The sequence below is a fragment of the Actinocorallia libanotica genome, assembly GCF_039525175.1.
Lineage (GTDB): Bacteria > Actinomycetota > Actinomycetes > Streptosporangiales > Streptosporangiaceae > Actinocorallia > Actinocorallia libanotica.
On the sequence record NZ_BAAAHH010000062.1, the window covers coordinates 1 to 21,634 of the forward strand.

Consider the following 21,634-nt stretch of genomic DNA (forward strand, 5'->3'; position numbering starts at 1 on the left):
GGCGGCCGCCGCGCCCGCCGACATGTTCGACGCCGTCCTCGGGCTCCTTCCCGAAGGCAGGATGCGTGAGCGGGTCGGCGCGGCGTCCGCGATGGGAGACATCGCGCCGGAGCAGGCCGCCGCGGTCCTGGGCAACGGGGAGCGGATCAGCGCGCTGGACACCGTCCCCTTCTGCCTGTGGGCGGCCGGGCGTTACGGCGCGGACTACACTGCTGCCGTCCGTGCGTGCGTCGCGGTCGGCGGCGACATGGACACGACCGCGGCGATCGTCGGCGGGATCATCACGGCCCACCACGGGCACGGCGTCGTCCCCGCGACATGGCTGGAGGCCAGGGAACCGCTGCCGGAGTGGCTGACGCTGCACGCCTTCGGGGCTTGACGAGCAGAGGCCGGATCCCCGTACGGAGCCGCCGGAACGAGCGGGGCCGGGGTGTCGACCGGGCCGGGTGCGCGGTCCCGGCGCGGGGGCGGTCAGTCCGGCAGGCGGTCGATGAGCCAATAGGCGGCCTCTTCGGTGATCTCGGTGTGGCCGCCGTTGGTGGAGGCGCACAGGAAGTCGTCGAGGTCGCTCTCGTCCGGGGACAGGGAGTCGATGTCGAGGTAGAGGTCCTTCTCGGTGATGTCGCGGATGGCGGTCGAGCTGATCGAGGGGACGAAGCAGTGCCCGGCGATGGGGTTGTCGACCGCCATGCCGTATTCAGCGGGCAGGGAGTTGAGGACGTCGGCGAGGACCTCGAAGCCGTTCATGGTGCCGCCGGGGGCGCCGTCGACGGGCGGGACATCGGGGGCGTGCACCTCTTCGACGTCGCCGCCGACGCGGAGCCTGGCGGCGAGGGTGTCGGGCGCCTTGGGCTGGGTGCGCAGGTCGGTGCCGGAGATGGTCGCGCCGGTGCCGAGCACGGCGGTGGCGCCGGCGGCGATGCCGTTGCCGGTTCCGTCACCGGCGCCGTCGGCGATGCCGAGCAGGCGCGGGATGCGCGGCCATCCGCCGACCTGCTGGAGCTGCTGGAGGAACTCGGTGCGCAGCGGGTCGACTCCGGGCACGCCGTCCCAGGCCTCCAGGTGCCAGGCGAGCATCTGACGGGCGGCGGGACTGTTCATCTGGTCGGAGAAGGCGCTGTCGAGGTCCTTGATGTAGTGCGCGAACGCCTGGAGCGAGATCGGCACGTAGGCGCCGCGGTGCGGGGTGTCCCAGGAGAAGTAGACACCGGTCTGGTGGTCCATGCGCTGCATCTCCATGCGGGCGAGCGCGTAGCGGGTGACGAGGCCGCCCATGCTGAACCCGCCGACCATCAGGCGCGTGCTTCCGATCCGTTCGGCGATGGCCCGGAAGACGGCGGCGGTGACGGCCTGGGCGTTGGTGAAGATCGAGGCGCTTCGGTCGTCATAGCCGATGATGACGACGTCCCGGCCGCGGCGGCGCAGTGAGCTGATGAGCGGGAAGGCCTTGCGCTCCAAGCCCTCATAGAGGTCGTCGAGCTTGCTGGGGCCGCTGTTGAACCCGTCGGCGAGGAGCACCGGGCGGGTGAGCATCTGGTTGTTCTGGCCGTAGTACACCCAGGCGGTGCCGCCGGGGAGCTGCCAGGTCTCGTCGGGGCCGGGCGCGGCCTGGCCGGTCTTGACGCCGGGGTCGGCGGACAGGGCGATGGGCGTCGCGCTGAGCGCGCTCGCGATCTTTTGCTCGTTGTTCACAACCCCAGAACTTCCCTTTGTAGTGACGCGAACACGAGAAGTGATGACAGCCTGCCCGTCGGGCCACCGGGGTTTGTTCGGATACGGATGTTTTCTTCCAAGCGGAGGGGCGCCCCCGGCCGCAGGCAGGGGCTCATCGCACACCGCGCAGAAGAACTGGTCGTCCTTCACGATGTTGAGCTGTTCGCAGTGCGGGCACCGGCGGAAGACGATCGGCGGCGTGAAGACGCCGGGGTGGTCGAGCAGCGCATCACCGGAAGGGGCAGAGGTTGACCCTGACGCAGGGTCAACCTCCCAGCATGGTCGGCATGAACGAGAAGATCAGTGTGAGGGAAGCCGACGAGACGGTGCGGCACTTCGTGATCCGTCATGACGGCGTCACGATCCCGGTGTCCCGCGGCGGCCGAGGGCGGCTGCTGGTTCTGTGCCCCGGGCTGAGCTCGACGCAGGCCGACCTGTGCGAGCTGGCCGGGCTGCTGCGCCGCGACCACGACGTGGTGACCTTCGACCTGCGGGGCCACGGCCTCGCCTCGGCCGCCGCCGGGTACTCCTTCGAGGCGTTCCTCAGCGACCTCGTCGCCGTGATGGCGGAGCTGGGGCGCCTCGATCCGGACGCGGCACCCGTGCTCGTGGGCTACTCGCTGGGTGCGGATCTGGCCGTGCACTACGCCTCGGAGCATCCTGACGCCGTCGCCGGACTCGTTCTCATCGACGGGGCGAACCCGGTGCCCGAGCCGTTCGTCACCGAGGCCCTCCTACCGGAGTTCCGCGCCATGTGGGAGGAGATGGCGACACGGCAGGAGGCCGAGCGGGGCACCGCGCACCAGGTGCTGCTCACCGCCCGGGAGATCCTCGACCTGAACGTCGAGATCGACGCGGTGCGGTCCGGGATTCTTGACCGCTACCGGAGGATCGACCGTCCCATCACTATGGTCATGTCGGCTTCGATGGCCGGTGACGGCGCTGGCGGGCACGCCCTGCGGCTCAACCGGAACTGGCGTGCCGGCATGGCGCGGCTGGCCCGCGAGCAGCCGAGCATCGCCGTGTTCCGGCTCGACGCCGACCACGGGCTGGTCTTCACCCACGCTCCGGAGATCGCCCGGATCATTCGAAGCGCACACGGCGGGGCCGGTTCCTCGTCGGCCCCGTAGGAGACTGACCGGATGCTGACCATCGGCGAGCTTGCGGCGTACGCCGGAGTGACGGTGCGCGCGGTGCGGCACTATCACGCCAAGGGGCTGCTGCCGGAGCCGGAACGCGACCACTCCGGCTACCGCAGGTACGACGCCGGCGCCGTGGTCGAGCTGATCAGGATCCGGACCCTCGCCGAGGCCGGGGTGCCGCTGGCACGGGTATGGGAGCTGCTGCGGGCCGGCGAGGAGGAATTCGCCGCGGCGGTCGCGGACATCGACGAGCGGCTGCGGGCCGAGATCCGGCAGCGGCGGCGCCACCGGGAGCAGCTCGCCCGGCTCGTCTCCGGGGACGGCCTGGTGCTGCCGCCGGAGGTCGTCGGGTATCTCGACCGGCTGCGGGCGCTCGGCGTCGACGAGCGGATCGTCCAGGCCGAACGCGACGGCTGGATCCTGCTGGCCGCCCACTCGCCCGGGCGGGTCCCGGAGTGGATGGAACGCAAACGCGAGCAGATCGCCGATCCGCGGCTCATCGGCTTCTTCCGCATCCTGGGCCGGGCCCTCGACCATGCCGCCGACGATCCGCGGCTGGTCGAGCTGGCCGACGCGCTGGCCGCCTACATCACCGGGATGGCCGAAGAGCGGGGCGAGGACTATGTCGGCGACATCGACATCGATCCACCGCTGGTCGGGCTGATGGACACACTGGCGTTCGACACCGTGCCCCCGGCACGCCGGCTGATCGAACTGCTGAGGGAACGGGGCTGGACCGGCTGGACCAAGCTCGAGCGCGTAGGCACTCCACGCCCCTCCACTCTCAACCTATAGCACAGGGAGGGGCTTGCCACAAGACCCCGGTCATGCCCCACAATCGCCCTTCAACTCCGGAACGAACGGAAAACAGGGGGCGCTGAATGCGCATTGTGCTGGTGACTTATGGATCGCGCGGGGACGTCGGGCCGGTGACGGCCCTGGCGCGGCGGCTGGCGGAGCTCGACGTCGACGTGCAGATGTGCGCGCCGCCGGACTTCGCCGAGTTGCTGGACGGAGACGGCGTGCTGACCCCGCTCGGATGGCCGATCCGCATGCTGGCGACGGGGCGGGTCCCCGGCAGGACGAGCCTGTCCGACATCGCCGCCGACCTGACGGCCATGGCGTACGAGGCGGTCACCGGGCTGGGTGAGGGCTGCGCCGCGGTGGTGGCCACCGGCTCGTTCCCGGCGGTGGCCGGGGCGCGGGCGGCGGCGGAGAAGCTGGGCCTGCCGTACGTGTTCACGACCTTCTCGCCGAACTCACTGCCGGCGCCGCACCATCCGCCGCTTCCCTGGCCGGGCCAGGCGGTGCCCGAGGGCGTGACCGGCAACCGGGAGCTGTGGGCCCTCAACGCCCAGCACATGAACGCTCTCTTCGGCGAGACGGTCAACGCCCACCGGGCCTCGGTCGGCCTGCCTCCGGTGGAGGCGCTGCGCGACCACGTCTTCGGCGACCGTCTGCTCCTGGCGGCCGACCCCGTCCTGGGCCCGTGGCAGTCCACGCCGGAGCTGGGCGTGGTCCAGACCGGCGCCTGGATCCGCCCGGACGACCGCCCCCTCCCGGACGACCTGGAGGCGTTCCTGGCCGCCGGCCCGCCGCCGGTCTACGTGGGCTTCGGCAGCATGCTCCTGCGCGGCGCACCCCCGCAGGAGGTCTCCCGGTCCGTCATCCGGGCGGTCCGCTCGCACGGCCGCCGCGTCGTGCTCTCCAGCGGCTGGGCGGACCTGTCCCTCATCGACGAGGCCGCCGACTGCTTCATCGTCGGTGAGGCCAACCACCAGGCCCTGTTCCCCCGGACCGCCGCCGTCGTCCACCACGGCGGCGCCGGCACCACGGTGGCCGCGGCCCGCGCCGGGGTCCCCCAGGTGATCGTCCCCCAGGTCGCCGACCAGCCCTACTGGGCGGCCCGCGTCACCGACCTCGGCATCGGCGCGGCCCACGACGGCCCCACCCCGACCACGGAGTCCCTCGCGGCGGCTCTCAAGCCGATCCTGACCCCCGAGACCGCCGCCCGAGCTGCCACCGTCTCCCAGAGGATCCGCTCCGACGGAGCACAGCGGGCCGCCGAACTCGTCCTGGACATCGCGCGCAGCGCTCCGACCCCCTGACGCGGACCCCGGAGGGCGACCGCGGCCGCCGCTAAATGGTTGGCGCGCTCGTGGCCGGTTTCGTTAGTCTCACCGGCGTCTGTCCCCGACCACCTTGCGGTCCGTCGTCCCTGAGAGGGTGTTGTATGCCCCAGCCCGCGCCGAGCGATCCTCGGCGTCCGTTCTAACAGCACGTTCGCGTGCTCCACCGACGCTCGAGGCCCGTTCGGCTCGCTCCTGCTGTCTTATTCGCCTCTCGGCAAGGAGCCCTACGGGTGCCCGTCAACACCAACATCCCGAAGATCAACACTTTCGACTGCGCGCGGTGCGGTCTCACCGTGACCGTTCACGCGGCCGACGGCAGCCGTCGCAACCACTGCCCGTCCTGCCTGCACTCGCTGCACGTCGTCGACCAGTCCGACGGTGGACCCAGTGAGTGCAAGTCCCGGATGTCGCCGATCTCCATCGCGGTGCTCCGGAACGGCGACTGGCGGATCGTTCACCGGTGCGTGCGCTGCGACGAGCTGACCTCCAGCCCTGTCAGCAAGGATGACAACCAGCTCATCCTGCTGCGCATGGCCGTCCGGCCGCTCGCCCAGCCCCCGTTTCCGCTCGAAGCGTTCGGGGACCTGTGATGCCCCGGCGCACGAGTCCGCGAGCGGGCCGTGAACAGCGGCACAAGTCCGTGCTGCACGAGCACGGCCGGCACCGTTCGCACGACTTCCGGTGCGTCGGTTGCCGGCTCGACGTGCCGTCGGTCGCGCCGGGCACGGCTCATCGCAACCACTGCCCGACCTGCCTGGTCAGCCTGCACGTGGACCGGCGGGTCCCCGGGGACCGCGACACGTCGTGCCGCGGCCGCATGGACGCGCTGAGCATCTCGGTGCGGCCGGACGGCGAGTGGATGATCGTGCATCAGTGCGCGGCCTGCGGGGAGCTGAGCGCCAACCGGATAGCCGGGGACGACAACGCCCTGGCACTGGTCCGGCTGGCGCTGCGCCCGCTGCGTGATCCGCACGTGGCGAGCAAGGCGCTGGTGACCCTGTGACAGCGTCGCGGAGGACCGCCGCACCATCGCGGCGGTCCTCCGCGACGCCTCGGCACGACCTCGTGTTCCCCGCGCAGATCGACAGGACCGACGTCTTTGTCCCCATGATGGTTGTTCAGGCCTTCCGTCCCAGGTCGTGACGGTGTTGGATCTCGGGAGGGCGAAAGGAGCCGTCATGGAAGCGAAGGTGTGCGTCGTGGGGGCGGGCCCGGCCGGCCTGTCCGTGGCGCGGGCGTTGCGGCGGCTGGGGCTCGACTACGACCAGTACGAACGCCACGGGGACGTCGGCGGCATCTGGGATCTGGACAACCCGGGCACGCCGATGTACGAGTCCGCCCATTTCATCTCCTCGCGCGGCACGTCCGGGTTCTTTGACTTCCCGATGCCCGAGACGTTTCCCGATTACCCGGGCAACCGGCAGATCCTCGCCTACACCCGTGATTTCGCCGCCGCATACGGGCTCTACGACGGCATCCGGTTCAACACCGCGGTCACCGACGTCGAGCGCCAAGGTGATGCCTGGATCGTCACGCTCGACGACGGGACCCGGCACACCTACGGTGCGGTGATCTGCGCGACCGGGGTGACGTGGACGCCGCGCCTGCCGCGCCACTCCGGCCATTTCACCGGCGAGGTGCGGCACTCCAACACCTACCGTGCGAACACGGAATTCCGCGGCAAGCGCGTCCTCATCGTCGGGCTGGGCAACTCCGGCGCCGACATCGCCTGCGACGCGGCGGCCAACGCCGACGCCGCCTTCGTCAGCGTGCGCCGGGGCTACCACGTCATCCCCAAGCACGTCTTCGGCATCCCGACCGACGAGTTCGCCGAGCGCGGGCCGCACCTGCCGCTCGTACTGGAGCGGCCGCTGTTCACCGCCCTGCTGCGCCTGCTCCAAGGCGACCTGACCAGGTACGGCCTGCCCAAGCCCGACCACCGCCTCTTCGAGTCGCATCCACTGCTGAACAGCCAGCTGGTGCACCACCTCCAGCACGGCGACGTCGCGATCAAGCCGGACGTCGCGGGCTTCGACGGCTCCCGGGTGCGCTTCACCGACGGCAGCAGCGAGGAGATCGACCTGGTCCTCCACGCGACCGGCTACGACTGGACGATCCCCTACGCCGAACGCCACTTCCGCTGGAGGGACGGCCGCCCCGACCTCTACCTGACCGCCTTCAGCCGCACCCGCCGCAACCTGTTCGGCCTGGGCTACCTGGAGACGAACTCCAGCGCCTACACGCTGTTCGACCACATCAGCGACCTGGTCGCCCGGTACCTGCACGACCAGCGGCACGCCCCGGACCGGGCGGAGGCCTTCGACCGCCTCATCGCCACCGACCGCACCGCCCTGACCGGCGGCATCTCCTTCGTCGACTCGGCACGCCACCGCTCCTACGTGGACGCCCGGAGCTACCGCCGCCACCTGGCCGAGGTCCGCGAACGCGTCGGCTGGCGCGGCCTGGAACCCGGCATGTTCGACGCCGTCCGCGGCGCCGCGTCCGAAAGGCAGGGGACACGATGAGCACCGCCGTCGTCACGGGCGCGGCCGGCGCGATCGGCTCGGCCGTCTGCGCCCGCCTGGTCGCCCGGGGCTTCGAGGTGATCGCCGTCGACGTCGACGAGGCGGGCCTCGCGCGGCTGCCGTCGGTCACTCCGCTGGTCGCCGACCTCACCGACCCGGCGAGCCACGACGCGATCGCCGCGGCGGCCCCGCGCTGCGACGTCCTGGTCAACAACGCGGGGATCGTCGTCACGACACCGTTCGAGCGGGCGGAGCGCTCGGACATCCTGCGCGAGCAGCACCTCAACCTCCAGGCGCCGATACTGCTCACACACGCCCTCTTCCCGGCGTTGCAGCGCGCCTCCGGCCAGTTGATCTCGGTGGTCTCGCTCGGCTCGATGCTGCCGCTGGCCGAGAGCCCCGGCTACAGCGCGTCGAAGTTCGGGCTGCGCGGGTTCCTGCTCTCGCTGGCCATGCGCGAACGCGAGACCGGCGTCCGCGTCGGCATCGTCAACCCCGGCGCGGTGGACACCCCGATGCTCCGCCACGAGGCGGCCACCGGCGGCTCGCCGCTCAACTTCCTCGGCGTACCGATGCGGCCGGAGGCCGTCGCCGACGCGGTCGTCGGCCTCCTCGACCGGCCGCGCCTGGAGGTCAACCTGCCGCGCCACGACGGCTGGCTGGTCAAGATCGCGCTGCTCGCGCCCGGCGTCTTCCGCCGCATCCGTCCGCTCCTCGAACGCGCGGCGCAGCCCGCGCTCCGCCGCTACCGGGAAAGCCGGGGGATCTCATGACCGAGACCGTGCACACGTTCACCGACGACGCGCTGGGCGACCTCGACGCCGTCGGCCTCGCCGCCGAGATCCGCTCCGGCCGGGTCGGCCGCCAGGAGGTGACCGAAGCGGCGATCGCCCGCGTGGAGAAGGTGAACCCGCAGCTCAACGCCGTGCAGTTCGCGTGCTTCGAGCGGGCGCGCACCGCACGCGCCTCGGTGGGCGTGTTCTCCGGAGTGCCCGCGTTCGTCAAGGACAACGTCGACGTCGCCGGCCTGCCCACCTGCCACGGCTCGGCGGCCTTCGTCCCGCACCCCGCCCGGCGCACCTCGGCGCCCGCCGAGCAGTTCCTCAGGCAGGGGTTCGTGCTGCTCGGGAAGTCGACGCTGCCGGAGTTCGGGCTCACCGCCAGCACCGAGTACGTCGGCAGGCCCGCCACCCGCAACCCCTGGAACACCGACCACTCCGCCGGGGCCTCCTCGGGCGGCTCCGCCGCGCTGGTCGCCTCCGGCGCCGTGCCGATCGCGCACGCCAACGACGGCGGCGGCTCGATCCGGATCCCCGCCGCCGTGAACGGGCTCGTCGGCCTCAAGGCGACGCGGTGCCGCCTGCTGGACCAGCCGGGAGTGCGGAGCCTGCCGGTCAACCTGGTCAACGAAGGCGTGGTCAGCCGCACCGTGCGCGACACCGCCCACTACCTCGCCGCCGCGGAGCGCTACCGGCCCCACCGGACGCTCCCGCCGGTCGGGCTGGTCGAGGGCCCCGGCGACCGCCGGCTGCGGATCGGGCTCATCCGGCACGACGTGCTCGGACGCCGCGTCCACCCGGAGACCGAAGCCGTCCTGGACTCGGCGGCCCGCGCCCTCGCCGGAGCAGGCCACGACGTGACCGAGACGCGGCTCTCCGTGGACCCGGTGTTCGTCGAGGACTTCAAGACCTATTGGGCGCTGTTCGCCATCCTCATGTCCGCGTCGTTCGCCGCGGGCCACGGCCGCCGCTTCCGCCCGCGCGACCTGGACCCCTTCACCAAGGGCCTGGCCGCCAAGGTCCGCCGCGCACCCCTGTCCGTCCTCCCCGCCATCCGGCGGTTGCGCGCCGGAACCGCGGTCTACGACGCCCACTTCACCGACGTCGACGTCCTGCTCACCCCCGTCCTGTCCCACCCCGCACCGCGCATCGGCGAACACGCGCCGGACCAGCCGTTCGACGAGCTGTTCGGCAAGCTCATCGACTATGTCGGCTTCACCCCGCTGAACAACGTCGGAGGCGGTCCCGCCGTCTCCGTCCCGCACGGGCTCATGACCGGCAACCTCCCCGGCTCCGTCCAGCTGTCCGCCCCGCGCGGCGCCGAACGCACCCTCCTCGAACTCGCCTACCAGCTCGAGGCCGTCAGCCCGTTCCCGAAGATCACCGCCTGAGCCGCGGCACCGGACACGGCCGTCAGGGAACGACGAGCCCCGTGCGGTAGGCGGCGATGACGAGCTGGGCGCGGTCCCGCGCGGCGAGCTTGGCCAGCAGGTGGCCGACGTGGGTCTTGACCGTCTTGATCGAGATGGTGAGCGCCGCCGCGATCTCGTCGTTCGACAGGCCGCGCGCGATGAGGGCCAGGACCTCGGTCTCCCGCCCGGTGAGCGCGCCGAGGCCCGGCACGGGCGCCGTACCGGGCCGGTCGAGGTAGTGCTCGACGAGGCGCCGGAGGATGCCGGGCGCGAAGAGGGACTCGCCCGCGTGGGTGCGGCGGACGGCGTCGAGGAGGTCCGCGGGCCTGGCGTCCTTGAGCAGGAAGCCGCTCGCCCCGGCCCGGAGCGCGGTGTGCACGTACTCGTCGAGCTCGAACATGCTGAGCACGAGCACCCGGGTGGCGGCGCATCCCGGCTCCGCGGCGATGCGCCGCGTGGCCTCGATCCCGTCGCCTCCGGGCATCCGGATGTCCATGAGGACGATGTCGGGCACCAGCCGCCGGGCAAGGGTGAAGGCATCCTCGCCGGTGGCCGCCTCCCCGACGGCGGCGAGGTCGGGCGCCGCGTCGATGAGCAGGGCGAGGCTGCGGCGCATGAGGGGCTGATCGTCGGCGACGAGCACCCGGACGCCGGGCCGCGGCGTCACAGGCCCGCCCCGTCGGGCAGCCGGGCCGCGAGCACGAACCCGTCACCGCAAGGGCCGGCCTCCAGCGTCCCGCCGAGCGCGGCGACCCGCTCGCGCAGACCCTCCAGGCCGTGCCCGGCTCCCGGTTCCGCCTTCCAGCCCGCGACCGGGCCGTGGTCGCGCACCGTCACCGCGACCGCGGGGCCGTCACAGATGACGGACACCTCCACGCCGGTGGGCCCGGCATGGCGAAGGACGTTGTGCAGCGCCTCCCGCACGACGGCGCAGACGGCGAGCTGCGCGCCCGGTGAGATCGCGCCCGGCTCGGCTCGCGACAGCCGCACGTCCAGGCCCGCGTCCCGTGCCGCCTCGACGATCGAGGGAAGATCGGCCATCGACTCGGCGGGACGGAGCGGCGCGGACTCCGCCGCAGCCTCGGGATCACGCAGCACGGACAGCATGCGGCGCAGCTCCGTGGTGGTCTCGCGGCCCACCCGTTCGACGTCGGCCAGCGCCGCGGCCTGCTCGGCCGGATCGCCGTCCCCGGCCGTCCGCGCCACCGCGGCCCGCACGGTGATGAGCCCGAGACCGTGGGAGACCAGGTCGTGCAGCTCGCGGGCGATGCGCAGCCGCTCGGCCTGCGCGGCGCGCTCCCCGGCCCAGGAGGCGAGGCGGTGCTCGAACCGGCGCCGCTGCTGCCGGGCGCGCAGCACCGCCCCCGCCGTCAACGAGACGGAGAGCGCCACGACGGCGATCGGCAGGGCCACCGCCAGGTGGCCGCCGCCGCCCGCGACCGAGGGGAACGACACGCTGAGGACGGCGACCGCGGTCGGTGCGATGACCCAGACAGGGGAAGGCGGCTCGGGTCGGGCTGTGTCCATCCGCCCGAGTCTAGGCAGCCCGTTCCGCCTCCGCATCGGACCCAGGTCCGAGAGACCGGAGGCCGAGAACGTCAGGCCCTCGGACCGATGACCGGCCGGGCCGCCGCGCGCTGGGATGGCGGGCATGCTCTCCATCGAGAAACTCGGAAAACGGCGCGGGTCCCGCGTGATCCTCGCCGACGTCGACCTGCGGGCCGAACCGGGAAAGGTGACCGCGTTCCTCGGACCCAACGGCGCAGGGAAATCCTCGACCCTGCGCATCCTGCTGGGCCTGGACCGGCCGACGTCCGGCACGGCGCTGGTCCACGGGCGCGCCTACCGGAGCCTGCGCGACCCGCTGCGGACCGTGGGATCGATGCTGGACGGGCCGGGCGCCCACCCCTCCCGCACGGCACGCGCTCATCTCGCCTGGATCGCGCGCAGCAACGGCATCCCGCGGCGGCGGGTGGCGGAGGTCCTGGAGCAGGTCGGTCTGGCCGCCCACGGCCGCGGCAGGGTCGGCGGGTTCTCCCTCGGCATGGGACGCCGCCTTGGCCTCGCCGCCGCGCTCCTGGGCGAGCCGGAGGCGCTCGTGCTCGACGAACCGGTCAACGGGCTGGACGCCGAGGGTGTCCGGCGGCTCCGCGGCCTGGTCCGGGCGCACGCCGCTGACGGCGGCACGGTTCTGCTGTCGAGTCACCTGATGGGCGAGGTGGCGGCCGTTGCTGACGACGTGGTGGTGATCTCTGGAGGCCGGGTCGTCGCCGCTGGGCCGTTGTCGGACGTCACTCGTGGTCACGCGAGCCTGGAGGACGCCTACTTCGCCCTGACCGGATACGAGCGGGCGGAGGGAGCGTGACACGGATACGGCACGTCGTGGCCGCTGAGCTCTCGAAGCTCCTGTCGCTGCCCTCCACGGCCGTGGCGTTCGCGGCGATGGTGCTCGGCCCGGTCGCCGTCACCTTCCTGAACGCCCGGAACGCCGCCTACACCGATCCGGCCCAGGCCGTGCTGTCGGCCGCGCCGATCGGAACCGTCGGAGCGATCGTCCTCGGCGTCGTCGCGATGAGCGGCGAGTACAGGTCGGGACCGCAGGAATCCGGCGGAGGAAGGCAGATCACGAGCACGCTCACCGCGATGCCCCACCGGGCATGGCTGCTCGTGGCGAAGGCGATTGTCGTCGTTCTCCTCGTGGCCGTCGCGGCGGCCTTCGCGTTTCTCTTGGCACTGGTGTGCGCGCATCATGTCCTAGGGGGCGGGGAGGCGGGGGGCGTGCCTGCGCGGCTCTTCGGTGCGGCCGCGTACTGGGCGTTCACAGCGCTCATCGCCTTGGCGGTGACCGTGTTCACGCGCAGCGGGATCCTCCCGCTCATCGTCCTCATCGCCAACGGCTCGCTGGTGTCCCTCTCCTACCTGCTTTTCAAGGTGGCACCGGCCGCACGGTACCTGCCGGATCTCGCGGGGATACGGCTCTTCGCCGATGAGGACCACCTCGCCATGGCGGACGCGCTCGACCCCGTCACCGGAGGGCTCGTCATGGGCGCGTGGACCACGGGTCTGCTCGCAGTCGCCGCGCTCGTTCTCCACCGGAGGGACGCGTGAGGCCGCGGCTGCCGCGAATCGTCACGGCGGAACTGCTCAAACTCGCCACCCTGCCCGTCGTCCTCTCCACCGGGGTCGCCACGATCGCCGCGGCACCGGTCCTGGCCGCCCTCTCCGGCGCCGCAGCCGGGACGCATGCGTTCGGGATCGTGGCGGGGACCGTGCCGTTCCTCCAGGTGGGGCCGATCCTCCTCGGCGTTCTTGCCGCGGGTGGCGAATACACCGGCGGCCAGGTGCGCACGACCCTGACCGCGATGCCGCGCCGGCTCCCGGTGCTCGCGGGCAAGTCCGCCGCCGCCCTGCTCGTCCTGCTCGCGACCGGGACGGCCGCGGCCGCCGCGGGGGCCGTGACCGCACGTTCGGGAAGAGCGCCCGCTTTCGGCTCGGTCCACGTGGCCATGGGCATCGTGGCCCACCTCGTCGCGATGGGGCTTCTGGCGCTGGCCCTGGCCGTCCTCCTGCGTTCCGTCCTCCGGCCGCTCGCCGCGCTGCTCACCCTCGTGTTCGTCGCCTCGCCGCTGCTCGGTGGCCTCACGGAGAAGGCGTACCTGCTGCCAGATCAGGCGGGTCGGCTCCTGCACGACCCGTTGCCGGGAACGACCCCGGGCACGTGGACAGGTGTCGTCGTCCTCCTCGCCTGGCTGACGGGCGTCGGTGCTGCGGCCACTGCGGCCTTCCTCGTCCGCGACGCCTGACCTGTCTCCGCCTCGGGTTCGGGAAGGGGCCGTCGGCCGCCGCCGGAAGAGCAGGGGAAGCCGGCCGTCGGCGGCGCCGGCCATCGCCGAGCCGCCGAGCAGCAGCAGCCCGCCGAAGGCGATGACGTAGGCGTTGAACACCCACGACGGGTTCTCCGGGGAGAACCCGAGGGATTCCTGCATGATCACCATGAACTGGGCGAGGGCGATGAGCCCCAGGGCCCACCACCGTCTGGTGGCGGCCGGAGCCGTGGGAACGGACATGGCACCTCCTTACCCCCGGGGGGTATATGTACAGACCGAGACGATACCCTGTGGGGGTATCGGGCGATCTGTAGGGGGCGGGGAAGGCCGGCTGCTCAGGGACCGGGGCTGCCCTCCGTACGACCCGACATGAGGTGACCATGCTTTCCCCGCGCGGACGTTCCGCGATCCTGCTCCTCGCCCTCGCGGCGATACCCCTGACGTCCTGCGGCGGCGACGGGTCCGCCGACGGCGGCCGCGCGGCGCCCGGCTTCGTCCACGTCCACGCGGTGGGCGCCGACCCCGCCGACGGCGCCGTCTACGTCGCCTCGCACCGCGGCCTGTTCCGCCTGGGGGAGGGGAACGACGCGAGGCTCGTCGGCCCCGACCAGGACACGATGGGCTTCACCGGCTCCGGAACGTTCCTGGCCAGCGGCCACCCGAGCGAGGAGGCCCAGGCCATCGGCGCCGAGCCGCACCTCGGCCTCATCCGCTCGACCGACGCGGGAAGCACTTGGACGACCGTGTCCGAAGCGGGCAAGGCCGACTTCCACGCCCTCCAGCAGGCCGGGGAGAGCCTCTACGCCTACGACAGCCAGACCGGCCGCGTCCGCCGCAGCACGGACGGCGGCCGCACCTGGCGGATCGGCGCGCGGCTCCCCGTGTTCGACCTGGCCGCAGGGGAGAAGGAGCCCGACCGGGTCTACGCCACCACAGAGCAGGGCGTCATGCTCTCCCAGGACGGCGGAGCCTCCTTCGCCCCCCTGGCCGGAGCCCCGCTCCTCCTGTCCCTGGACGTGACACCGAAGGGCGGCCTGATCGGCACCACCCCGGACGGCCGTGTCCACGCGGGACCCGACTGGAAGGCGCTCGGCCAGGTCTCCGGCGGTGCGATCGCCGCCTTCACCGTGCTCCACCGCCCCACCTCGTGAGAAGAGAACGGCGCCCCGCTAGAGAAACCTCACCGCGACGTGAGCAAGAACGGCCAGGGAGTTCCCCCGTTCCTTGAAAAGCTGGCCGGATGGACGCCCCTACCGCTGATGCCGGCCCCGTTTCGGCAGAAGAGCTCCGTACCGCGATGGTCGAACGGCTCCGCAAAAGCATGCTCTTCTCCGATCGGGTCGCTACGGCGATGCTCAAGGTCCCGCGCCACGCCTACGTGCCCGAGGCCGAGCCGACCACGGCTTACAACCCCTTCGAAGCGGTGGTCACCAAACGCTCCGCTGAAGGCGCCGCGCTCAGCTCGGCCTCGGCTCCCTGGGTCGTCGCGCGCATGCTCCATCAGGCCCTGCCCGCCCCCGGCGCCCGCGTCCTGGAAGTGGGCGCCGGGACGGGCTACAACGCCGCCCTGCTGGCCGAACTCGTCGGCCCGTCCGGCGCGGTGACCACGGTCGACCACGCCCCCGAGACCGCCGACCGCGCCAGGCGGGTCCTGGCCGACCGCGGCAATATCACCGTGGTCCACGGAGACGGGGCGTACGGGTACGCCCCGCACGCCCCCTACGACGTGATCACCGTGACTGCGGGCGCTTATGACGTGCACCGCGCATGGGCGGAGCAGCTGGTACCCGGAGGGCGGATCGTGGTGCCGTTGCAGTGCCTGCCCTGGCACATGACGGTCGCCTTCGAACGCGGAGACGACAGCGTGCTGCGAAGCGTGGATGCGTCCACCGCGGGTTTCATCCCGCTGTCGGGAATCGGCGCCCCGACCGGCGACTCCGTCTGCGTCGGCATCGAGGAACCGCTGCTGCGCCTGCACGACGAGAAGGCCGACGGCACCTTGCTGAAGGACGCCCTGGAACGCCCGCCCGTCCAGCGCTGGACGGGAGCCGTCGTCGAGGACGAACCGGGTTGGAACCACCTGTACCTGTGGCTGATGGCCGAAATAGGCGACCAGGGCTTGTGCAAGTTCAACCTCACTCCGCGCGGCCAAGAGGAGAAAGCGGTACGAGTCCCCATGGGATGGGGCGGTCTCGCCGTCCACCGAGGAGGCTCCTTCGCCTACCTCACCAACCGCAACGCCGCCCCCGACACCACGACCGGTTCCCCCTTCGAACTCGCCTTCATCGCCCACGGCCCCGAAAGCGAAGAACTCGCCGACCGGCTCGCAGCCCTGATACGCCGCTGGAACGACGGCCCCCGCTCCCACCCCCGACCACGCATCGAAGCCCATCCCGCAGACACCCCGTACGAACAACTCGCGGGACACGTCGTCCTCGACCGGCCCGACCACCGCATCACCATCGTCACGACGAACCCCGCCGAGAGCCCCGGATGAAAGGGGACCGGACGCCGGGCTGCTCACACTGGCGGCGTCTCATGGCGTGATCGGCGCGGAGGCGCGGCCGGCCTCTTCCCGGTGTGCGTCCTCCTTGCGGCGCTGGTGGTAGGAGACGGTGGCTATGGCGAGCGCGGCACCCCACACGGGCCAGAAGCACTCCGGCAGCCAGGTCCCCCATTCGGCCATGGCGAAGCGGCCCATGATCGTCCAGCGAACGTAGGTGAGCCCGGCGACGGTGATGATGACCGAGACGAACCCGGCCGGGACGACCGCCAGCAGAGGCGGCACCCGCCTGCCGCGCAGGCCGGGCAGCCAGCGCGGGAAGACCTCGCCCCACCGCTGGGCCAACCCGAGGGTGAGCACGCCGCCGAGCGCGCCGAAGGTCGCCAGGTAGGCGCCCGCCAGCCACAGCCCGTCCTCGCCTTCGGCCAGGAACTCCTCACTCACACCCAGCGGGATGCCCAGCGCCCACGCCCACCGAGTGGCGCAGTAGAACAGCGGCACCGCGAACGCCACGTACACCGCGACACGCCCGCGCTCGGGAGTGAACCAGCTCCGATGCCCCCGACCGCGCGCGTAGTCTCGCGCGGCGGCGGCCAGCAGCAGGCCACCCAGCACACACAAGAGTTGGTTGAGCACCGGCCACGGCCAGGCGTCGGCGAAGGTCGCGCCGCCCATGTCCCAGCTGAAGACGGGCGCGACCAGCAGCAGCGGCGTGTAGGCGACGCCCATCAGCAGCCGGGAATCAGGAACCACCAGGACCAGGAGCACGGCGAGGGACCAGGCCGCGAACAACGGCACACGCCGGTCGCCCCTGCGGGCGAGCGCCAGTGCCGTCATCCCGGTGAGCAGCGCGAAGGCCGTGACGCACCAGCCGAAGCGCGGCGTCGTGCCGGCCAGGAGCGACAACGCCCGGTCGGAATCAGGATCGGTGGCACCCCAGGGATAGCCGGGCGTCCCCAGCGCCCAGGCCCCGCCGAGCACCCCGTAGGCCAGCGCCCACAGCGCCGCCGCATACCCGTACCTACCGGAAAGAAAAGTCCTCATACGATCAGCCTCCCGACCACTTGGACGCTGGTTCGGAGCAGAGTTCTCGCTGCAGGCTGATTGTGGTGTGGCCGGTGCCCTGCTATTCATGGAGGACCCCGCCGCGGCTCTCGATCTTCGGAGTAGTGCCATGCGCAGGGTGTTCTGGAACGGATGCGTTCTCGCCGCCACCGATGACCCGGACGGCGTGTTCGCCGACTTCCTCGGCTGCGCCGTCTGCTTGGGGAACCTCTACGGCCGCCCTCTCGCCGACGAGCTCGCCGAGCGGTTCGCGCCGGACGGCTCCGGCATGATCATCCCCGACACTTTCGTCGCCTACCGCGTCCGCACCGCCGACGACCTTCCTGACGAGTACCTCGTCGGAGGCCTTTCGTCGGGCTGGACGCATCTCACCTTCACCGAGGCGGAGGAGACGTGGGCACTCGCCAGCCTCTCCCCCGGAGGGGTCGCCCTGTCGGCGCTGGTCGAAGGAGCGGAACTACGCGGCCTCCTCGATCAGATGTCGGACCTGCTTCGTGTTCGAGACGGCGGATAGAACGGGACACGACGTTACGAAGGCGGGCAACCGTTGGCGCGGGCCGGGAGGTATTCAGGCTGAGAGAGGGAGGCCGACCCGTGCGCGATCGCGCCGATGACACCGCGTATGTCACCCAACGGTCGCCACGGCTGCTGCGGACGGCGTACCTGGTCTGCCGGGACTGGGCCACGGCCGAGGATCTGCTGCAGACCGCGCTCGCCCCGGCCCTGGCCCCGGCGACGGAACATCCTCGGACCCTCTCGAAGAATGAGAAGGTCCTCGTGTGTCGGCATCCGCTGTCGGGGATCGGCTGACGGTCGGAGAAGGGCCGTCCATAACGGCTCTTGAGGATGCTGGGTGCGGAGCGCGGCATGAGAGGAAGATCTTCGCTGCGGTGCTGCCGCGGCGAGGCCGCGCGGTGGCTCGATGAAGGATCGGCATAGTGTTGTCCCAGGTCAGTGGTGGTGTTTCAAGGGTGTGCCGGCGAGGGGGCTGTGATGGCCGAGGTGGATTTCCGGGCGTTGTTCGACGCCGCTCCGGCCGCGCTGGCGCTGCTGTCGCCCGAGCTGGTCTTCGTCGCCGTGAACCGGGCCTACGAGCGGCTGCTCGGCCGTACGCGTGAGGAGATCGTCGGCCGCAACATCTTCGAGGTGTTCCCGGGAGGTTCCTCCGGCGAGGGGGTGGAGGTTCTGCGGGCGTCGCTGGAGCGGGCGCTGGCCGGGGGCGAGGACGAGGCCGACACCTTGATGCTGCAGCGCTACGACATCGAGGTACCCGGTAGTCCGGAAGCCTCTGAGGAGCGGTACTGGAGCGTGACCAGCTGTCCGCTGCTGGATGACGAAGGGGCGGTCCGCGGCGTCATCGTGCGGAAGCAGGAGGTGACCTCGTTCATCGACCGGATGCGGGGGAACGGCCGATCGGCGTTCTTCGAGGCCGGTCTGATGCACGCGGCGGCGGTCGAGGCCCAGCTGTTCTCCCAGACCGGGGAGCTGCAGGAGGTCAACCGGCGGCTGCGCAGCTCCGAGGCCCAGGAGCGGGAGATCTCCGAGGGGCTGCGGGAGATGGTGCGGCGCCAGCGCCAGGCGGTCGCCGACACCTCCCACGATCTGCGCGGTCCGGTCACCGGCCTGCAGGTCCGATTGGAGGACGCGCTGGCCGACCCCGACGCCGACCCGCGGGGGATCCTGCAGGCCGCCCTGCACGACGCCGAACGGCTCGGCGACATCATCGGAGACCTGCTGGAACTGGCCCGCCTGGAGGCGGGGACGTCCGCGCCGACCGAACCGGTCGACCTGGCCCACCTGGTGCGCGGCGAACTGGCCCGCCGCGATCTCAAGACCGCCGTCACCACCCACCTGGACCCCGGAATCGTGGCGGAAGGCTCCCCGATCCGGCTGGCCCGCCTGGTGGGCAACCTGCTGGCCAACGCCGAACGCCACGCCCGCTCCCGCATGGAGGTCAGCCTCACCGCCGAAGACGGCCAGGCGGTGCTGGAGGTGGTCGACGACGGGCCAGGCATCCCCGACGCCGACAAGGAGAAGGTCTTCGCCCGCTTCTTCCGCCGCCCCGACGCGCGCATCGGCGATCCGGGCGGCAGCGGACTGGGCCTGCCGATCTCCCGGCAGATCGCGGAGGCCCACGGCGGCACCCTGCACGCCGCCGACCGCGCCGACGGAGCCTCCGGAGCCCGCCTGGTCCTGCGCCTGCCACTGCACCGGCTCTGACCCCGGCCGCGGGTGGACAGGGCGAAGCCGGTGAGGACGTGGGTGCGTTCGAACGCCTCGGGGATCATGGTGTCGGCGAGGATGGCGCCGGCGGCGTCGGCGGCGACGGCGGTGATGAGGGCGATGACGGCGGGGGATATCCCACGGAGGGTGAGGTGGCCCAGGGCCGCGGCCAGTCCGGAGACGGCCGCGATGCCGCCCCACACGCCGAAGACGTAACCGGCGCCGCGTCCTGCCTTCTTCATGCCCGCGGAGCTGGAGAGACCTTCGGGGACGTTGAGCAGGAGCATCACCACGGAGCAGGTCGCCGGATTCCGGACGAGCCGGGTTCAGGCGGGTAGGCGCAGGGTGAAGATCGGCGGGCTGGTGGGAGCGGAGACCCCTTCGGCGCGTTCGACGGTGACGCCGAGGTGGGTGGCGTCGTCGATGGCGGAGATGACCTGCGAGCCGTGGGTGTCGTGCATGAGGCCGGCGGGGCGCGGGGCGTCCGGGCTCAGGAGCCACAGTTCGTAGGCGTGGCCGGAGGGGACGGCGGGCAGCCCCTTCATCGTGATGACGGCCTTGTTCAGGGAGCGGGCCACGACGAGAGTTCCGCTGCCGCCCGTGGCGGGCCGGACCTCGACGCTGCGGGCGTCGGGGGCGGACAGCACCGCGCTGATCTGCGGGTCCGTCCGGCGCGGCCGTTCGGGATCGGACAGGACGGTGAAACCGGCGAAGAGCACGGCCGCGATCATCGCCGCGGTGAGCAGCAGCGAGATGCCGGGCAGGTTCCACCGCCATCTGCGGTGGTTGCCGGCCCTGGGCGGGAGCTGCCTGGTGCGGTCGATCTCGTCCATGACCCGTGCGCGCAGCGCGTCCGGCGGGCGCTGTGCCGCGGCGACGCCGAGCATCGCCGCGGTCTCGTGCAGGCCCCGCAGCTCTCCGGCGCAGGTCTCGCACCGGGTGAGGTGGTGCTCGAACCGGCGGCGCTCGATGTCGGTGAGCGCGTCCAGCGCGTACGGGGCCAGAAGGCCGTGGGCGTCGGGTGCGTTCATCGGTCCACTCCCAGGCAGTCGCGCATCCGGATGAGGGCGTCGCGCATGCGGGTCTTGATGGTGCCGAGCGGCACGTCCAGCAGTCCGGCCACCTGGGGATAGGTGTATCCGGAGTAGTAGGCGAGCGTGAGGGAACGGCGTTGCAGCTCGGTGAGGCCGCCGAGGCAGCGGCGTACCCGTTCGCGGTCCAGGCGGGTTTCGACCTCCTCGACGACGTGGTCGTGCTCCCGTTCCAGATGGTAGGCCCGCTGTTCGCGTTCGGCACCGGCCTGGGCGCTGCGGACGCGGTCGACGGCACGGCGGTGGGCGAGGGTGAGCACCCAGGCCATCGGGCTTCCCCGGAGCGGGTCAAACCGCGACGCCTCCCGCCACACCTGGACGAGCGTCTCCTGCGCCACCTCCTCGGCCTGCGCGGGGTCGCGCACGACGCGCAGGATGGTGCCGTAGACGGGGCCGGAGACCTGCTCGTATACGAGCTCGAACGCCCGCCGATCGCCGCACGCCACGTACTGCACGAGCGTGGAGAGGTCTTCGGGAAGGTCCTCAGCGGTCGGCCCCGACGTGAACCGGGCGCCCTCGGCAAACGGCTCGCTCATCTGTCTCCTGATCGCTGGAAATACATACGGGGACCCGCCGGAGCCGCGTTCGATCGGCGGCTCCGGCGAGGGGCTTCACTTCGCGGGCATCAGGACGGTGTCGATGATGTAAACGGTGGCGTTGCCGGTCTGCACGTTGCCGCACACCACCTTGGCAGCGTTGACGGTGTAGTCGGTGTCGCCGCCTTCGGTGGTGACGGTCGCGCCCTGCAGGGTCTTGAAGGAGCCGGAAGCCAGGTCGGCGGGCGTCTTGCGGCCCTCGACGACGTGGTAGGTGAGGATGTCGGTCAGCGCCTTCTTGTCGGCGAGGACCTTGTTCAGGTCGGCCTGCGGGATCTTGGCGAAGGCGTCGTTCGTCGGGGCGAAGACGGTGACGTCCTGCGCGGAGTTGAGGGTGTCGACCAGTCCCGCCTTCTTCACCGCGGTGACCAGGGTGGACAGGACGGGGTTGTTGGAGGCCGCGGTGGCGACGGGGTCGGCGGCCATCCCGGCGAAGCTGCCCGGACCGTTCGCCGGGACCGCCGCGCAGCCCGGACCGAAGTTCTCACTGGCCGCCGCCTGGGAGGCCGGCGCGGTGGCCGGGTTCCCGGAGGCCGCCTCGGTCTTGTCGTCGGCACCGCACGCGGTGGTGCCGAGGCCGAGCGCCAGAACGATACCTGCGGTGATGGCGACACGCTTCATGATGT

General features: G+C 71.8%; 24 protein-coding genes. 17 read left to right on the forward strand and 7 right to left on the reverse strand.

The window, feature by feature from the left end:
* A partial coding sequence (locus ABD140_RS37610; RefSeq protein ID WP_344247408.1) for an ADP-ribosylglycohydrolase family protein occupies positions 1–379 on the forward strand: 379 nt, incomplete at its 5' end.
* Positions 380–471: 92 nt separating this feature from the next.
* Here ABD140_RS37610 and ABD140_RS37615 read toward each other — a convergent pair.
* Positions 472–1,692: an esterase/lipase family protein gene (locus ABD140_RS37615; RefSeq protein ID WP_344247410.1), complete on the reverse strand. Its 1,221-nt coding sequence runs from the start codon at positions 1,690–1,692 to the stop codon at positions 472–474.
* 308 nt (positions 1,693–2,000) lie between these two features.
* On the opposite strand from ABD140_RS37615, the gene ABD140_RS37620 reads away from it, so the two are divergent.
* From ABD140_RS37620 to ABD140_RS37655, 8 genes are all read left to right on the forward strand, one after another.
* Positions 2,001–2,843 (forward strand): alpha/beta fold hydrolase, encoded by an 843-nt coding sequence (locus ABD140_RS37620; RefSeq protein ID WP_344247412.1) that lies wholly within the window; start codon positions 2,001–2,003, stop codon positions 2,841–2,843.
* 12 nt (positions 2,844–2,855) lie between these two features.
* Positions 2,856–3,650 (forward strand): MerR family transcriptional regulator, encoded by a 795-nt coding sequence (locus tag ABD140_RS37625; protein ID WP_344247414.1) that lies wholly within the window; start codon positions 2,856–2,858, stop codon positions 3,648–3,650.
* A gap of 86 nt (positions 3,651–3,736) precedes the next feature.
* Complete coding sequence (locus ABD140_RS37630; protein WP_344247416.1) at positions 3,737–4,963, forward strand: glycosyltransferase; 1,227 nt, start codon at positions 3,737–3,739, stop codon at positions 4,961–4,963.
* 254 nt (positions 4,964–5,217) lie between these two features.
* Positions 5,218–5,577 carry an RNHCP domain-containing protein gene (locus tag ABD140_RS37635; protein ID WP_344247418.1) on the forward strand — a complete coding sequence of 120 codons (360 nt, stop codon included), beginning with the start codon at positions 5,218–5,220 and terminating at the stop codon, positions 5,575–5,577.
* The gene (locus ABD140_RS37640; RefSeq protein ID WP_344247420.1) at positions 5,577–5,990 is read left to right on the forward strand and encodes an RNHCP domain-containing protein; all 414 of its coding nucleotides are present in this window, start codon (positions 5,577–5,579) and stop codon (positions 5,988–5,990) included. The genes ABD140_RS37635 and ABD140_RS37640 overlap by 1 nt, the downstream gene beginning before the upstream one ends.
* Positions 5,991–6,165: 175 nt before the next feature.
* Positions 6,166–7,512, forward strand: coding sequence for a flavin-containing monooxygenase (locus tag ABD140_RS37645; RefSeq protein WP_344247422.1), 1,347 nt, complete (start codon positions 6,166–6,168; stop codon positions 7,510–7,512).
* Positions 7,509–8,285, forward strand: coding sequence for an SDR family NAD(P)-dependent oxidoreductase (locus tag ABD140_RS37650; RefSeq protein ID WP_344247424.1), 777 nt, complete (start codon positions 7,509–7,511; stop codon positions 8,283–8,285). The genes ABD140_RS37645 and ABD140_RS37650 overlap by 4 nt, the downstream gene beginning before the upstream one ends.
* Positions 8,282–9,682, forward strand: a complete 1,401-nt coding sequence (locus ABD140_RS37655) for an amidase (RefSeq protein ID WP_344247426.1) — start codon at positions 8,282–8,284, stop codon at positions 9,680–9,682. The genes ABD140_RS37650 and ABD140_RS37655 overlap by 4 nt, the downstream gene beginning before the upstream one ends.
* A 22-nt stretch (positions 9,683–9,704) precedes the next feature.
* On the opposite strand, the gene ABD140_RS37660 is transcribed toward ABD140_RS37655, so the two are convergent.
* A complete protein-coding gene (locus tag ABD140_RS37660; RefSeq protein ID WP_425544202.1) occupies positions 9,705–10,319 on the reverse strand; it encodes a response regulator in 615 nt (204 codons plus the stop codon).
* 47 nt (positions 10,320–10,366) lie between these two features.
* Positions 10,367–11,230, reverse strand: coding sequence for a sensor histidine kinase (locus ABD140_RS37665; RefSeq protein WP_344247430.1), 864 nt, complete (start codon positions 11,228–11,230; stop codon positions 10,367–10,369).
* A 124-nt stretch (positions 11,231–11,354) separates the two neighbouring features.
* Between ABD140_RS37665 and ABD140_RS37670 the strand changes: the two genes are divergently transcribed.
* From ABD140_RS37670 to fxlM, 5 genes are all read left to right on the forward strand, one after another.
* Entirely contained in the window at positions 11,355–12,068 is a 714-nt protein-coding gene (locus ABD140_RS37670; RefSeq protein ID WP_344247432.1) for an ABC transporter ATP-binding protein, read from the forward strand.
* Complete coding sequence (locus ABD140_RS37675) at positions 12,065–12,811, forward strand: ABC transporter permease (RefSeq protein ID WP_344247434.1); 747 nt, start codon at positions 12,065–12,067, stop codon at positions 12,809–12,811. The genes ABD140_RS37670 and ABD140_RS37675 overlap by 4 nt, the downstream gene beginning before the upstream one ends.
* A complete protein-coding gene (locus ABD140_RS37680; RefSeq protein ID WP_344247436.1) occupies positions 12,808–13,506 on the forward strand; it encodes an ABC transporter permease in 699 nt (232 codons plus the stop codon). The genes ABD140_RS37675 and ABD140_RS37680 overlap by 4 nt, the downstream gene beginning before the upstream one ends.
* A gap of 404 nt (positions 13,507–13,910) precedes the next feature.
* On the forward strand, positions 13,911–14,681 hold the full coding sequence (locus ABD140_RS37685) for a F510_1955 family glycosylhydrolase (RefSeq protein ID WP_344247438.1): 771 nt from the start codon (positions 13,911–13,913) through the stop codon (positions 14,679–14,681).
* A gap of 89 nt (positions 14,682–14,770) precedes the next feature.
* On the forward strand, positions 14,771–16,027 hold the full coding sequence (gene fxlM, locus ABD140_RS37690; protein WP_344247440.1) for a methyltransferase, FxLD system: 1,257 nt from the start codon (positions 14,771–14,773) through the stop codon (positions 16,025–16,027).
* A gap of 39 nt (positions 16,028–16,066) precedes the next feature.
* On the opposite strand, the gene ABD140_RS37695 is transcribed toward fxlM, so the two are convergent.
* Positions 16,067–17,077 carry a hypothetical protein gene (locus tag ABD140_RS37695; protein ID WP_344247442.1) on the reverse strand — a complete coding sequence of 337 codons (1,011 nt, stop codon included), beginning with the start codon at positions 17,075–17,077 and terminating at the stop codon, positions 16,067–16,069.
* Positions 17,078–17,207: 130 nt separating this feature from the next.
* Between ABD140_RS37695 and ABD140_RS37700 the strand changes: the two genes are divergently transcribed.
* The 3 genes from ABD140_RS37700 (at position 17,208) to ABD140_RS37710 (ending at position 19,318) form a co-directional block, all read left to right on the forward strand.
* The gene (locus ABD140_RS37700) at positions 17,208–17,612 is read left to right on the forward strand and encodes a hypothetical protein (protein ID WP_344247444.1); all 405 of its coding nucleotides are present in this window, start codon (positions 17,208–17,210) and stop codon (positions 17,610–17,612) included.
* Between the two features lie 80 nt (positions 17,613–17,692).
* Positions 17,693–17,908, forward strand: coding sequence for a hypothetical protein (locus ABD140_RS37705; protein ID WP_344247446.1), 216 nt, complete (start codon positions 17,693–17,695; stop codon positions 17,906–17,908).
* A gap of 183 nt (positions 17,909–18,091) precedes the next feature.
* Positions 18,092–19,318, forward strand: coding sequence for a PAS domain-containing sensor histidine kinase (locus tag ABD140_RS37710; RefSeq protein ID WP_344247448.1), 1,227 nt, complete (start codon positions 18,092–18,094; stop codon positions 19,316–19,318).
* A gap of 329 nt (positions 19,319–19,647) precedes the next feature.
* Here ABD140_RS37710 and ABD140_RS37715 read toward each other — a convergent pair whose 3' ends face one another.
* From ABD140_RS37715 to ABD140_RS37725, 3 genes are all read right to left on the reverse strand, one after another.
* Positions 19,648–20,352, reverse strand: coding sequence for an anti-sigma factor (locus tag ABD140_RS37715; RefSeq protein WP_344247450.1), 705 nt, complete (start codon positions 20,350–20,352; stop codon positions 19,648–19,650).
* Positions 20,349–20,948: an ECF RNA polymerase sigma factor SigK gene (gene sigK, locus ABD140_RS37720; RefSeq protein ID WP_344247452.1), complete on the reverse strand. Its 600-nt coding sequence runs from the start codon at positions 20,946–20,948 to the stop codon at positions 20,349–20,351. Before sigK ends, ABD140_RS37715 begins: the two co-directional genes overlap by 4 nt.
* Positions 20,949–21,023: 75 nt before the next feature.
* Complete coding sequence (locus ABD140_RS37725; protein WP_344247454.1) at positions 21,024–21,629, reverse strand: fasciclin domain-containing protein; 606 nt, start codon at positions 21,627–21,629, stop codon at positions 21,024–21,026.
* Positions 21,630–21,634 lie beyond the last annotated feature (5 nt).

Bases quoted from the DNA above. Each gene is read 5' to 3' on its own strand.
- ABD140_RS37650 (WP_344247424.1), top strand. From the start codon at position 7,509: ATGAGCACCGCCGTCGTCACGGGCGCGGCCGGCGCGATCGGCTCGGCC.
- ABD140_RS37645 (WP_344247422.1), top strand. From the start codon at position 6,166: ATGGAAGCGAAGGTGTGCGTCGTGGGGGCGGGCCCGGCCGGCCTGTCC.
- ABD140_RS37695 (WP_344247442.1), bottom strand. From the start codon at position 17,077: ATGAGGACTTTTCTTTCCGGTAGGTACGGGTATGCGGCGGCGCTGTGG.
- ABD140_RS37700 (WP_344247444.1), top strand. From the start codon at position 17,208: ATGCGCAGGGTGTTCTGGAACGGATGCGTTCTCGCCGCCACCGATGAC.
- ABD140_RS37655 (WP_344247426.1), top strand. From the start codon at position 8,282: ATGACCGAGACCGTGCACACGTTCACCGACGACGCGCTGGGCGACCTC.
- ABD140_RS37665 (WP_344247430.1), bottom strand. From the start codon at position 11,230: ATGGACACAGCCCGACCCGAGCCGCCTTCCCCTGTCTGGGTCATCGCA.
- ABD140_RS37620 (WP_344247412.1), top strand. From the start codon at position 2,001: ATGAACGAGAAGATCAGTGTGAGGGAAGCCGACGAGACGGTGCGGCAC.
- ABD140_RS37670 (WP_344247432.1), top strand. From the start codon at position 11,355: ATGCTCTCCATCGAGAAACTCGGAAAACGGCGCGGGTCCCGCGTGATC.
- ABD140_RS37630 (WP_344247416.1), top strand. From the start codon at position 3,737: ATGCGCATTGTGCTGGTGACTTATGGATCGCGCGGGGACGTCGGGCCG.
- ABD140_RS37640 (WP_344247420.1), top strand. From the start codon at position 5,577: ATGCCCCGGCGCACGAGTCCGCGAGCGGGCCGTGAACAGCGGCACAAG.
- ABD140_RS37710 (WP_344247448.1), top strand. From the start codon at position 18,092: ATGGCCGAGGTGGATTTCCGGGCGTTGTTCGACGCCGCTCCGGCCGCG.
- ABD140_RS37625 (WP_344247414.1), top strand. From the start codon at position 2,856: ATGCTGACCATCGGCGAGCTTGCGGCGTACGCCGGAGTGACGGTGCGC.
- ABD140_RS37660 (WP_425544202.1), bottom strand. From the start codon at position 10,319: ATGCGCCGCAGCCTCGCCCTGCTCATCGACGCGGCGCCCGACCTCGCC.
- fxlM (WP_344247440.1), top strand. From the start codon at position 14,771: ATGGACGCCCCTACCGCTGATGCCGGCCCCGTTTCGGCAGAAGAGCTC.
- ABD140_RS37685 (WP_344247438.1), top strand. From the start codon at position 13,911: ATGCTTTCCCCGCGCGGACGTTCCGCGATCCTGCTCCTCGCCCTCGCG.
- ABD140_RS37715 (WP_344247450.1), bottom strand. From the start codon at position 20,352: ATGAACGCACCCGACGCCCACGGCCTTCTGGCCCCGTACGCGCTGGAC.
- sigK (WP_344247452.1), bottom strand. From the start codon at position 20,948: ATGAGCGAGCCGTTTGCCGAGGGCGCCCGGTTCACGTCGGGGCCGACC.
- ABD140_RS37725 (WP_344247454.1), bottom strand. From the start codon at position 21,629: ATGAAGCGTGTCGCCATCACCGCAGGTATCGTTCTGGCGCTCGGCCTC.